The sequence below is a fragment of the Paenibacillus phytorum genome, assembly GCF_013141715.1.
Taxonomy (GTDB): domain Bacteria; phylum Bacillota; class Bacilli; order Paenibacillales; family NBRC-103111; genus Paenibacillus_E; species Paenibacillus_E phytorum.
This window is the reverse complement of sequence record NZ_WHOA01000085.1, coordinates 1-12,353: the sequence shown is the minus strand read 5'-3', so window position 1 is coordinate 12,353 and position 12,353 is coordinate 1. Positions and strand designations below refer to the sequence as shown.

Annotated in this window: 12 protein-coding genes; 10 read left to right on the top strand and 2 right to left on the bottom strand. The window is 44.5% G+C overall.

Translation table 11 applies throughout. The annotated features are described in order from the left end of the window. Positions 1-17 precede the first annotated feature (17 nt). Genes GC098_RS10815 through GC098_RS10785 form a run of 7 tightly spaced genes read left to right on the top strand, consistent with a single transcriptional unit; the run spans position 18 to position 6,311 of the window. Complete coding sequence (locus GC098_RS10815; RefSeq protein WP_171643178.1) at positions 18-1,196, top strand: extracellular solute-binding protein; 1,179 nt, start codon at positions 18-20, stop codon at positions 1,194-1,196. Next, positions 1,193-2,038 carry an ABC transporter permease gene (locus GC098_RS10810; RefSeq protein WP_171643177.1) on the top strand — a complete coding sequence of 282 codons (846 nt, stop codon included), beginning with the start codon at positions 1,193-1,195 and terminating at the stop codon, positions 2,036-2,038. Before GC098_RS10815 ends, GC098_RS10810 begins: the two co-directional genes overlap by 4 nt. Further along, the gene (locus tag GC098_RS10805) at positions 2,035-2,499 is read left to right on the top strand and encodes a hypothetical protein (RefSeq protein WP_171643176.1); all 465 of its coding nucleotides are present in this window, start codon (positions 2,035-2,037) and stop codon (positions 2,497-2,499) included. Before GC098_RS10810 ends, GC098_RS10805 begins: the two co-directional genes overlap by 4 nt. Before the next feature lie 4 nt (positions 2,500-2,503). After that, positions 2,504-3,496 (top strand): CehA/McbA family metallohydrolase, encoded by a 993-nt coding sequence (locus GC098_RS10800; protein ID WP_171643175.1) that lies wholly within the window; start codon positions 2,504-2,506, stop codon positions 3,494-3,496. Positions 3,497-3,514: 18 nt separating this feature from the next. Next, positions 3,515-4,279 (top strand): glycerophosphodiester phosphodiesterase, encoded by a 765-nt coding sequence (locus GC098_RS10795; RefSeq protein ID WP_171643174.1) that lies wholly within the window; start codon positions 3,515-3,517, stop codon positions 4,277-4,279. After that, positions 4,276-5,187 carry a hypothetical protein gene (locus GC098_RS10790; RefSeq protein WP_171643173.1) on the top strand — a complete coding sequence of 304 codons (912 nt, stop codon included), beginning with the start codon at positions 4,276-4,278 and terminating at the stop codon, positions 5,185-5,187. Before GC098_RS10795 ends, GC098_RS10790 begins: the two co-directional genes overlap by 4 nt. 23 nt (positions 5,188-5,210) lie before the next feature. Beyond that, on the top strand, positions 5,211-6,311 hold the full coding sequence (locus GC098_RS10785; protein WP_171643172.1) for an NAD(P)H-dependent flavin oxidoreductase: 1,101 nt from the start codon (positions 5,211-5,213) through the stop codon (positions 6,309-6,311). Positions 6,312-6,377: 66 nt separating this feature from the next. On the opposite strand, the gene GC098_RS10780 is transcribed toward GC098_RS10785, so the two are convergent. After that, positions 6,378-8,753, bottom strand: a complete 2,376-nt coding sequence (locus tag GC098_RS10780) for an immune inhibitor A domain-containing protein (protein ID WP_171643171.1) — start codon at positions 8,751-8,753, stop codon at positions 6,378-6,380. A gap of 259 nt (positions 8,754-9,012) precedes the next feature. Here GC098_RS10780 and nagA point away from each other — a divergent pair, with 259 nt between their 5' ends. After that, positions 9,013-10,170, top strand: a complete 1,158-nt coding sequence (gene nagA / locus GC098_RS10775; protein WP_312880045.1) for an N-acetylglucosamine-6-phosphate deacetylase — start codon at positions 9,013-9,015, stop codon at positions 10,168-10,170. A 381-nt stretch (positions 10,171-10,551) separates the two neighbouring features. Here the strand turns inward: nagA and GC098_RS10770 are convergent, their stop codons facing one another. Further along, positions 10,552-10,830 carry a hypothetical protein gene (locus tag GC098_RS10770; RefSeq protein WP_171643170.1) on the bottom strand — a complete coding sequence of 93 codons (279 nt, stop codon included), beginning with the start codon at positions 10,828-10,830 and terminating at the stop codon, positions 10,552-10,554. A 434-nt stretch (positions 10,831-11,264) separates the two neighbouring features. Between GC098_RS10770 and GC098_RS10765 the strand changes: the two genes are divergently transcribed. Together GC098_RS10765 and GC098_RS41535 are read left to right on the top strand one after the other, a co-directional pair. Then, entirely contained in the window at positions 11,265-11,870 is a 606-nt protein-coding gene (locus GC098_RS10765) for a hypothetical protein (RefSeq protein WP_171643169.1), read from the top strand. Between the two features lie 237 nt (positions 11,871-12,107). After that, positions 12,108-12,353: GerAB/ArcD/ProY family transporter (locus GC098_RS41535; protein WP_171643168.1), on the top strand; the 246-nt coding region annotated here is incomplete at its 3' end.

Genomic DNA, 12,353 nt, shown 5'->3' with positions numbered 1-12,353 from the left:
CCAAGGAGGAATTATCTATGTTTCGCAAGAAATCCGCTGTTATGTTAGTGACGTTAATGACCGCTACCGCTGTTTTTGTATCCGGGTGCGGCAGCTCATCTACAAATGCAGGTTCCGCAACTCAAAGCACCAGTCCGGCCAAAGAAACAGCTGGTACGAAACAGCCTGTCGAGTTTAACTTCTATTTTACCGGCTCACAAAATGTAAAAGATCTGTGGGATACGCTGATTCCTATGTTCGAGAAACAAAATGCGGATGTTAAAGTAAAACCAGTCTACATTCCTTCAGGAACAGGCGCACAACCAACCTATGATCGCATTACGGCTGCAAAGCAAGCTAACAAAGGCTCAGGTGATATCGATTTATATGAAGATGGCTTGTCTTATGTAACTCGCGGCCAAAAAGATGGCCTGTGGGACACTTTACCAGGTGACAAAATTAAAAACTTGGCAAATGTCGATGAGAAAACGTTGAAAGATATCTCCAATCTCGCTATTCCTTATCGTTCATCTGCGGTCGTATTGGCTTATAACAGTGATAAAGTAAAGACACCTCCAACTAATTTGGATGAGCTGTATGATTGGATCAAGAAAAATCCAGCCAAATTTGCTTACAATGATCCATCCACAGGGGGTTCCGGTAATTCTTTTGTAGCGACAACTTTATATAAATTCCTGCCAGAAGAAGCTATTCATAATTCCGATCCAAGTGTTGAAAAAGGGTGGGATCCAGGCTTCGCGCTGCTCAAGGAACTGGGGAAATCCGTATACGGCAAAGGTATTTATCCAAAGAAAAACCAAGGAACTTTAGATTTACTGACAAGCGGTGAAGTGGATATGATACCGGCATGGTCGGATATGGTTCTTGAGCAATTGGCAAAAGGTCAGCTTCCAAAAACAACAAAAATGGCGCAAATCAAGCCAGGATTTAACGGCGGACCAACCTACTTAATGGTTCCTAAACTATCTGAAAAGAAGGATGCGGTCTACAAATTCCTGAACTTCGTTCTTTCTTCTGAAGCACAAGCCGTGGTTGTAGACAAAATGCATGGTTTCCCAGGGATCAAGCTAACAAATATGTCTAAAGAAATTCAAGACTCATTCAAAGGTGCATCCGAAGGATTCCGTTCTTTCAATATCGGCGAACTGGACAAAGATATGACCAAACGCTGGCAAAGTGATGTTGCTGCCCAATGAGTAAACAAATGAAAATGGGGATACTGGGATTGCTTCTGGTCATCCCCTCTTTTTTATTGCTCTTTGTCACTGTCGTCATTCCGATCATCATTTCCTTCAAAGAAAGCTTGACCAATAAGTCTGGCGGTTACGATTTGTCCAATTATACGTATTTATTTACGGATAAGCTGATGCGCTCCAACATCATTTTTACACTGGAAGTGACGATTATTTCGGTCATTCTTGTGCTAATTATCAGCTACGCGCTGGCGGCTTATATGAGGTTCAATAACGGGACGATGGTGAAATGGATTCGCAACATGTACATGATTCCAATCTTCATCCCATCTGTCATCGCTACGTACGGATTAATTCAATTACTTGGCAACCACGGTTGGGTATCCCGCATGTTACTTCTGGTTAACGGAGGGGACATGCCGCGAATTATTTTCGACATGAAGGGGATTATTATCGCTAATTTGTGGTTTAACATTCCTTTTACGACGATGCTGCTTGGCTCCGCCTTATCCGCTGTTCCCAATTCTATTATTGAAAGCGCGAAGGATGTAGGAGCACGTAGATTGCAAATCTTCGTCCGTTTCATTTTGCCGCTTACGTATAAGACTTTGCTCGTTGCTGTTACTTTTGTATTCATGGGTGTGATCGGTTCGTTTACGGCTCCATTTCTAATTGGACCCAATGCACCACAAATGCTAGGGGTATCTATGGAACAAGTTTTCGGCGTTTTCCAAGAAAAACAGTTAGCAGCGGCTATCGCTTTCTTTACGTTCCTGCTTTGTTCAGTAATGGGATACTTTTATATCCGCAGTATGATCACGGAAGAGAGTGCGAGGTCACGATGAATCAACTAATTCTGGATGTACAAGGAATTGTACATCCCAATGCCTCCAAAACGCATATTTCGTATCGCTTTCACTTAGGTACGCACGGTGGTAAGCTAAGGATCCATTTTGCTTATGAACCCAAAAATTTAGATGATCGGGAACAATCGAAAACGATGATTTTCGAGAGTATCAACAAGTACACGGAACCCAATCAGCGTGAGCGGATTCAGGCGAAATGGGAATCCTTCCTGCCGCTGAAAAACTTAATAACTGTGTCCGTTGACGACCCTGAACGACACCGCGGTGCGGGGCATCGGCATGATCCTGAGCAGCTGTTAGTTATCAGTGAACTGGAATCTTCCCCCGGCTTTGTCAGTGGTAAAATGCTAACAGGCATGTGGCACGTTACGTTAAGTTTGCATGCGATTGTTACAGAAAGCTGCCGTTACACATTGCAAATTCATCAAGAGGAGGAATAGCGGCATGCCCTGGATTGCCTGCGAATTACACAGTCATACGTTCCACAGCGATGGAAGACAAACGCTTATGGAGCTGGCTAATGGTGCAAAGGCTCTTGGTTTCGAGTGTTTTGCGTTGACCGACCACAATACCATGACAGGTTTACATGATAAAGATGCCGTGGAACAAGAAACGGGAATTTCGATCATTTCCGGGATGGAATGGACGACCTTTTATGGACATATGGTGACGATAGGACTGACCAATTTTGTTGACTGGCGTCCGGCGGGCCCAGACGATATCCACAAAGGGATTGCCGATGTTCATAGAAGCGGGGGGATTGTCGGTATGGCACATCCTTATCGCATAGGAATTCCAATTTGTACGGGCTGCTTCTGGGAATTCAACATCGAGAATTGGAACGATATGGATTATATCGAGGTTTGGTCTGGCACGTTCCCTTCGATTAAAACAGACAACGACCGCGCTTACCGATTATGGACGGACAAGCTGAATGAAGGCTACCGGATTGCGGCCACGTCAGGGCGTGATTGGCACGCCCAAGAGCAAACGGATGAACCGGTATCGGTGACGTATCTCGACATCGATGACGGGGAAGGGACGGTGACGAACCGAGCGGTGCGTGCACTCGCGGCTGGTAAAGTATCGGTAACCATAGGACCTTTGGTAACGCTAGAAATTCGGACAGATACTGCGTGCTACGGTGTCGGCGCCGTCGTTTCTCGGCAGGATCACTCCCACAGTTATAAGGTCCATGTAAACATAGATTTTCATGTACGGAAAGAGATTTGGGATTTTCAGGAACCCCATTATACGCTAAACTTGATAGGGAATACCGGTGTTCTAAGCGAGCAATTCGTTACTGTGGATCAACCGAATTACGAGATTGAAATTCCTGGCGATGAACTTCTATGGATTCGGGCTGAGCTCAAAGGTAACGTTCGTGGAGTTCGCACATTGATCGCCTTTACGAATGCTATATATGTGGATCGATGAAAGGGAGTGTTTTGTAGCATGGGTTATCGATTTCCGCTCATAACCGCTCACTGCGGCAGCATGAACACGATTGATCATACGCTCGAATCTGTGCAAACGGGGCTTAGGCTCGGTGCAGACGTGGTTGAGGAAGACGTTAGAGTGACGAAGGACGGCATCCCGGTTTTGGCTCATGATGATGAATGGGTTACCGTTGATGGCTTGAAAATGTCCATTTCGCAAATGCTCTTTGATGAATTTAGAGAGCTTCAGTTTGAGGTCACTCATGGGGAACAACGTGAAACGATTCAAATATGCAGACTGGAAGATATGTTTCCGCTTATCCAAGCTTCGGGTAAAGTCGTGAATTTGGATTTGAAAGTGGACGAGAGTATCGAACCTGTTGCTTCGTTGGTGAAGCAATATGGGATGTCAGAGCAGGCTTTTCTATCCGGCTGTGGGATGGAACGTGCGATGCTAGCAGAGAGATTGAACCCAGAAATACGCAAACTGCTCAATACCGACCACGACTTGTTTAGAACACTTCCGTATAGAGATGCTATGGTACAAACCTGCGAGGATGCACTTGCAGCCTCCTGTTTTGGCATCAACATCCATTACAGCATCGTGAGCCAAGAGTTAATGGATTATGCAACATCCCTAGGGCTGCCGGTTTATGTATGGACTGTGAATGAAGAAGACTTAATGATGCAGTATGCGGATTTGGGCGTTGCATCTATAACCACACGAAATGTTGCAGCTCTGGTGCAATTGAGGCAAAAGATGCGTGGTGAGCGTTTATGATTGAAATTTACGCCCATGAATTCAAGCTTGCTAGTGAGACACTTGCGGCAAAAATGCTGAGCGGTGAAGTTAAAGCGGGAAGCGCCTATTACCAGGCCATCCTTCCATTATTGGAGCTGCTCCAGCAGGTTTGCCCTGAGCAATCCGAATACTCGGCCTGGCGGGCGGAATATTTTCATCTCGATGGAAATTTACGGCGCGCGGGCGAGCAGTATAAGCGTACGCTGGAGTTGGCTCCGCCGCAGCCGCTGGAAGAGCGCGATATTCGTTTTATTCGCAAATTTTGCCCGTTGTTACTTACAACGCCGCTCGAGTGTTTTCCTCTAAAGGATGTGGTGGCTGTTCATCATCCAACACTTCCGCTTATTGGCTACCATTTGTTTTGGGAAGACGATTACGATTTCCCTGACGATTATGAGCCATGTGATCATGAAGAGATTTGGGTTGCGTACGATCCACACACGGAAGCCGTTACGAATGTGCTGACCTTTTTTCATAGTAGTGTCATCGAATCACAGGCCGCCGTACAGGAGGCGCATGAAAATGACGGGCGCCCAATCGTGCGCATTGAGTGGGGGAAACACGGTTCCCTTCTCAAGGGATGGGAGAGTATAGTGATCCCGATTAAGGAAGTCACTGCCATGGAGTGGCTGCAGGAGACTTTTGAGCAGGTGAAAGCTGGCGGGCGTGTCCCCGATCATCCCTTGAAGCGACATTGGCCAAAAGGATTCGAAGGTGACTTTGAAGCCTTTACCAACTTCTCGGTTCCGGTCGATCCGCTGCAATTTCTCGATCAAAAGCCTCTGATTTTCAAATCACTATGGGTAAATGCTATTATATATACAGAGGGGCTGCTGTACAATTTCCATCCGAAGATGGAATGGCCGCAACGCTTTCAGCGCATTTAAATCAGATCTCTCTGGGGGATACGATGAGAATTCAACTTGAAACAGACCTTTGTAAAATTTTTAATATTCGTTATCCGATCTTCCTCGCGGGAATGGCGGGTGGACCTGGAACTGCTGAGTTGGTGGCAGCTGTCTCTAACGCAGGCGGACTTGGGACGCTGGGGGCTGCCTATATGACGCCTAGTGCAATCCGCAAAGCAATTCAGGAGATCCGTCAGCTAACGGATGCGCCATTTGGCGTGAATTTATTTTCAATTCAAATGACGGACAAGAATGAAAGAACGAAGGAAGTTCAGCGACAGCTTAACCAGGTAAGAGACCATCTTGGAATAACGCAAGCAACTGAGGAGCTCGTGGTAACTCCGGATCATTTTGAAGAACAGTTTGCGGTCGTGTTGGAAGAAAAAGTGCCTGTCATTAGTACGGCATTTGGTGTTCTTCCTGAACCCCTAATGCGACAAGCTAAATCGGCTGGCATGCGAATTGTCACCATGGTGACCACGGTTAATGAAGCTATCTTGGCTGAGAAGTCCGGTTGTGATGCCATAGTTGCACAAGGAAGCGAAGCGGGGGGACACCGGGGAACATTCGACATTTCGAATCATCCTATGGGTGCAAACATCGGAACGTTTGCACTGGTACCGCAAATAGTTGATTGTGTTCAGATTCCAGTCGTTGCCGCTGGCGGTATAATGGATGGTCGTGGGCTTGTCGCCGCCCTCGTTCTTGGAGCGCAAGGTGTACAGATGGGAACGCGTTTTTTGACTGCGATTGAATCAGGTGCTCATGTCTCCTACCAGGAGGCACTATTAAAAAGTACAGAAGAGAGTACAGTCATTACCAAGGTGTTCTCAGGTCGACCAGCAAGAGGGGTTCTCAACCAATTCATTAGACAATGGGATGCGAGCAGCGTAGAGCCACTTCCTTTTCCTACGCAAAATACTGCTACACGGGATATTAGGAATGCTGCCGCTAGTCAAAGCAATGCTGACTACATGTCCTTATGGGCAGGACAAGGTACAAGAATGCTTACATCCGGACAAAATGCTGGGGATATTGTTGCTGAAACGATCCAACAGGCCATGTCTATATTGTCGATCGGAAGTGTAGGGAATACCAACTAGTAGGTTGAAATGGTAGATGAAAAAACGGAGCCACGCATAATTGCGGGCTCCGTTTTCTAATTATATTTACTTATGAATCCAAACTAATCCAGCAGAATTATCTTTAGCTTCACCGACAACTCGGAACTTTAATCCATAACTTGGGACAAGGCGTCCAGCGTCTGGAATTAATGAGTTCATATAGCTGTTGGAATCTGAGAATTCCTCTACACCTTGCAAGGATTTATAATTGTACTCGCCTCTAGTCGGGTTGTTGATGTACCATGAAGGCGTTTTATCCAAGGAGAAGGCCGCATCCGCAACTTGATAACGTGTCGTTTGCGCGACGGAATCCTGTCCATCTTTTTTGAATACTAAAGCGTCAGAGTGAGAATCGACTACGCCAAGGAATCCTTGACCTGGATGGATACCGACCCAGTTGTCTAGATAACTGTCATCTGCATACCAAACGACAAGTCCGGTATTGTATTTGACACCACGGCTGTAGGCAAGAGCTTTATCAGCTCCAGCGTAGTTTCTCCATTCCAGATAGTAATAGTGCTTCTTAAGTTCTACACCATTCGACACGACAAAGCCGTCCAGGTTAAATTTAGCAGCGCCTTCAGCATCGTCCGAGAATACGACTTGACCATTTACGGTTAATTTCGCATTATCCATTGCAAAACCATTCAATGCAAGTCCACCATCCGTAACGTAGTCAAAGTGGAGGGTAACTTTTTTGCCGGCAAAATGGCTTAAATCGTAGGACTTGTCTACCCAAGCTCCGTTGGTAGTTTCCGCGCGTGCGTCGCCGTTCGTATCATTGTCACCAATGATATCAAGGGTAACTTGCTCATTATAAGTTGATGCTGTAACCGTTAAGTAGTCATACTCAAACTCGACATCATACAAGGTTTTAAAATCAAATGTAGCGGTTTGTGCTTGGGTTAAATCAAACTCAGGAGTTGAGAGTGTGGTATGAAGGTTATCGCCTTTTGTACTGTAATAATAGCGTGCACCGAATGCAGGTTGAATACCTGGAACGGATTTATCCGGCAAGTTGACTTTAACAATACCTGGGTTTTTCGACTTCGTTACACTTTGATCAATGATGGCAGCTGTACCTAATTTCGTAATGTCAGCGGCATCAATCTCACTCACATTTGCCCAGTTTCCGCCCATTGTCTTCTGGAAAAAGTCTTTATTTTGTGGTGAAAAAGAGCTAGGTGTTGTGCCGGCAATTTTACCATTCCAACTACCGCCGCTCATGATGGACCAAGAAGCAACGGGCTCACCTTGTCCGGTATACTGGGTATCATACTCATCTGGCAGTCCTAAGTCATGACCGTATTCATGAGCAAAAACACCTACTGCACCATCTTCAGGCTGAATGGTATAGTCGTAAGCAGCCATACGGCCACCCCAATAGTCGACCCCCGCAGTTGTGCCTGCAATAGGATACACACCATTTAAAGTCCAACGGTGAGACCAGATGGCATTATCGCCTAATTGTCCGCCGCCAGCTTCTTGACCTGTTCCTGCATGAATAATCATCAAGTGGTCAACTAAACCATCGGGTTCGTTTTGGTTGCCATCCCCATCCAAATCATACAAGTCAAACTTGTCATAATCCGCTAAATTAAGGCCGGTTGCTACTGCCGCATTTAGCGCATCTTTCACTAGATCACGAGGCCCCTTAGGGCTTAAGTTATCATGACCGCCAGCAGGGTTATCATCTCCGTATTGGGCTGCTTGACCAGGAACGGTTAACCAATCGGATACGTATCCATTTACGGTATAACTGCCACCGGACTGTTCTTCATAGTACTGTTTAAAGGTTTGAATTTTAGAACCATCAAATAAGGTGAAATCTGTATTTCCAAACATGAGCTTCTGATAATGATCACGATTGAAATCGTTTGCAAACATGTAACCAGGTTCTTGTGTTACGTTGTTATGTTTAAAGTCAGAGAATTCAGTCAAAAGAACGAGTACTTTATCTTCACGAACAGGACCGCTGTATGTATCTTGTATTGCCGAGGGAACGGGTATGCCATTTGGATTTCCTTTTTTAAAGTTCTCTTGGCCATTGTTCAGTTGGGAAAACAACTTGGTTTTCTGCTTTTCTATAAAATCCTTTGACTTTTTGTCTATTTCATCATGATTTGTGTCTTCTTTTGATTTAACACTTTTATTGTTTTTAGCTGATACGTATGATTTGACGGCTTTGGCAATCTGTTCAGGCGTAGCACTTTTGCTTAACAGCCCTCTGTCCATTAACCCTTTTGCCAAACGCTCATCGTCTACAATATTAAAATCTACCGGCGGTGCTTCAATTGCCTCTGAGTAGTTTGATTCTGCTGCGAATGCAGATGATGTTGTGAAAAGCCCTGCTGTTAAACTAGTTGCTAGTAAAAGTCTAGTGATTTTCAAGGTGCTTTTTTTCAAAATGAAACCTCCCATAATAGAGTATGAAACCAACCTATTAATTTAACCATTGGTATATTAAAATTTATAATAGTTTAACTATTCTAGTAAGTGCTTTTAGTCCTGCGTAGTTTGACCCATATATTTCCTATTTCGACTATATCCTTAATTTTTCGCGGCATTTTGATGTGACAAGAGTGCGCGTTCGACACAGTCTTTTTGTTCTCTTTTATTTTTTACTAGACTCTAGTATACTGAACCTGAATTTTTAAGACGGGGGGGGGGGGGATTCAAAGTGGAAACTTCGAAATGGATTACGAATGTCCGTGTTGTAGCGGAGACAGGAATCATAGAACAAGGTTCGGTATGTGTGGAAAATGGACGGATCACCGCGATTGTGGAAGGCGAGCTCGTTCACTCGGAGGGGCTTGATATTCTCGATGGGGAGGGTAAGCTACTAATTCCTGGCATGATTGATGTCCACATTCACGGGGCGAAAGGTTATGACATGATGGATGGCACCGTTCGGAGTATCGAAGTCGTATCAGAGACATGTGCTGCCACGGGATGTACCTCATTCTTGGCTACGTCGGTAAGCTCCAAAATGGAGGATTTACTGCGAATGATCGACAATGTCAAGCAAGTGGCAGGTAAGGAGCGGGGCGCATCGATTGTCGGGATTCATACGGAAGGTCCTTATTTGAATATAAAACGAAAAGGGATGCAGAATGAAGCCTTTCTTAGGCATCCGGATATCATGGAAATGGAGCGGGTCGTGGAGCAAGCGGGCTCTCTGTTGAAAATGGTCACGATCGCACCCGAGCTCCCTGGTGGGATGGAGCTTGTTACTTACCTGCGAGAACGTGGAATTATCGTGGCGATTGCGCATTCCGACGCTACATATGACGAAGCAACAGAGGCTTTCCGTCTGGGGGCAAGCCATATTACGCATTGCTTCAACGGCATGCGCCCGATTCACCACCGTGACCCGGGGCTGATTGTCGCTGCTTTCGAGCAACCGCATGTTAGCTTGCAAGCGATTGTGGACCATGTCCACCTTCATCCCGCAATTATACGGCTGATGCATAAGATCAAGGGAGCGGAAGGGATGGTCCTTATCACGGACGCGCTCCATGCGATGGGACTGGGTGACGGGGACTACCAATTCGGCGGACACGCCGTGAAGGTCGCTTACGGAGTCGCACAATTGCAGGACGGAACACTCGCTTCCAGTACAGTAACGATGAACAAGGCATTGAGAAATACTGTGGAGCTAGGCATCTCCCTAGAGGATGCTGTTACTATGGCGTCACGAACACCTGCGGATCTGCTAGGTCTGCCGCAGAAGGGCAGGATCGCCCTTGGCGCCGATGCCGACATGGTCTTGTTGGATGACAAATTCCAAGTTGCATGGACGATGATCGGTGGCAGGATTTACAGTCAGACGAGCTAGCGAGTCAGAAAAGAAGAAATCTCCCGATCCAATGGATTCGGGAGATATTTTAGGTATTTGATTTGTAGGGTTTGGGGGACATTCACACATTAGCGTTAGCCCCGCTAGTGTTTTTTTGTATCTCTTAAGATGTCACCTTTAATCCCTTATCGTTTGAACCACAGCAAGTACAAGATTCTCCGATATATTTAAATAGTTTGCAGCTAGGGCAAATCTCAACAGCCTTATTCTTTATTTCAGGTAGTTTTTTAGAATCAGAAAGCACTTTTACTATTGAATTCATCGAATCTAAATGTTCCTCGTACTGTTCGGCGCCACCAATATATTGATTATGTTTTATCCTAGATGCCATCTGAGACCTATCACCAACCTAAAATTTCTTCAAAACTTTCCTATCCTATTAGGCTCAGGAAAGCCATGTGAAGCTATTGAAATCATCCTCCACGAATCTTCTCCAGTCACTCTATCAAACTCGTTATAAGCAGCATCCTCATGTTCATCACAAGCATGCAGTTCATAGTCAACATTTCCGATTCGAAATGTCGCTGGTTGATCGCAATAAGAGCATATTGCCGACTTTACTTTCTCCATAGTATTCACCCACCCTTTAAACAAACCGTATAACGACCATAATGCCACCTTCTTGACATTTCTAAACATAGAACATACATTCTCCTAATGCTTAGTTCAATTTCTTTTTGACTTAATCCGATGTTTGCCATGATGTTCACTTACCTCATTCCATACATTTTTCAATGTGATTGTGAATGTGATTGAGGTTGTGATACCTGAGTTCCACTGTGTAATAGTGAGTAACTTTGTATCGATTTCTAGCTATTGGTTCAATGAAGAAGAGGGAAATCAGGAACCTTTTTGCTCGTCCATACTATGCATATATGAGGTAAGTTGTAAAGACCTTGTTCGAGAATGGGTTCTCGCGCTTTCGTTCGATGCTCTTAGACTATGACATTTGGCTAAATAAGCAATCAAAAAGCTAACCTTTACAGGCTAGCTTTTTTTTGTGCAATAATGATATTCTGGAACAAATATAATATAAAGGGAGATTAAGGAATTGAACAATTGGAGGTTAATCCTTGAGAAAAAGCATTAAAATCATCGGCCTTATTATCGTACTCATTTTGAGTTATATCGTTATCGCGCCCTATCAATATAACATGACAGCCATGCAGTTTTACGTGGTAACCGTTGGATGTATATTGCTTTCATGCCTGCATGTCTTCCTATTCGCCAAAAGAATTACACTTGGAAAAGGTGTGGGTATTGTATTTCTCCTATCAACTATCATCTTCTCTCTGGTAGAAATTCACCACCAAATCCCCAATTTAAGAATCAAGCAAATGATCGAACCCTATGTGCATAACGCGCCAATTAAAATAATAGGATTTGATACATCTCAATCGGCTTCTCTGCCCGGTGATCCTAGCAAAAATGAGTTAAGCGAAGCCCAAGGATCTAGAACTATATTTCTGGAAAAAGAAATAAATACTGGAAAAAATGTGGATAGGTATACGGTTTTGTTTAAACGTCCTCTTTTTATTAATCGTGTCGATGTATCCCGGAAAGCTTGTATTGATGGCTTCATTTTATGTAATAATTATTATATAGGCGTTGTTATTATCGACCCAGATAATAACGAGTTGATCGCATTTTCAGTAATGAATAAAGGGGTAGGTAAGTGAGCTGTCATTAATAATCGGAATCCGGATGAATGATTCCATTTTCTCGGTTGGATGAAGTTGTAGAAAGTAGAGCGACCGAGCTAGATTGAGTAACTTAGTAGGTGGAGACCCTACTTGGAAAGGCGAAAGCCACGCCATCAATAGCGAGTCTTGGAAGGGCACTGGTAACAGTGCCGTTTAAGCGTAGACAGTTAGGGTGCAGGCCTGAAAGTGATTGAGCCTCGAAATGCAATAAAAATGGGAAGGTCGACGGGCTTACTATACATCGTGATCTCAATCTGGTTTCTCAAAATACTAGCCACAATCTCTATTTTTCTTTGGGCCGCCAGCAGAGGGGTGAAAACTACAGTAAATATCAAACACCGAACAAGCTTGCTTATTTTTCTAGCTGGATTGTTGGCATTGCAATTCCTATTCTTTAAAGATAGACCTGGCATTAGTGAATTGTCCAAGTTTAACTCCAATGTAGGCTTTTATTTTAAT

Coding starts and splice junctions, on each gene's coding strand:
- GC098_RS10815 (WP_171643178.1), top strand. CDS start 18: ATGTTTCGCAAGAAATCCGCTGTTATGTTAGTGACGTTAATGACCGCT.
- GC098_RS10810 (WP_171643177.1), top strand. CDS start 1,193: ATGAGTAAACAAATGAAAATGGGGATACTGGGATTGCTTCTGGTCATC.
- GC098_RS10805 (WP_171643176.1), top strand. CDS start 2,035: ATGAATCAACTAATTCTGGATGTACAAGGAATTGTACATCCCAATGCC.
- GC098_RS10800 (WP_171643175.1), top strand. CDS start 2,504: ATGCCCTGGATTGCCTGCGAATTACACAGTCATACGTTCCACAGCGAT.
- GC098_RS10795 (WP_171643174.1), top strand. CDS start 3,515: ATGGGTTATCGATTTCCGCTCATAACCGCTCACTGCGGCAGCATGAAC.
- GC098_RS10790 (WP_171643173.1), top strand. CDS start 4,276: ATGATTGAAATTTACGCCCATGAATTCAAGCTTGCTAGTGAGACACTT.
- GC098_RS10785 (WP_171643172.1), top strand. CDS start 5,211: ATGAGAATTCAACTTGAAACAGACCTTTGTAAAATTTTTAATATTCGT.
- GC098_RS10780 (WP_171643171.1), bottom strand. CDS start 8,753: ATGGGAGGTTTCATTTTGAAAAAAAGCACCTTGAAAATCACTAGACTT.
- GC098_RS10770 (WP_171643170.1), bottom strand. CDS start 10,830: ATGTTTAGAAATGTCAAGAAGGTGGCATTATGGTCGTTATACGGTTTG.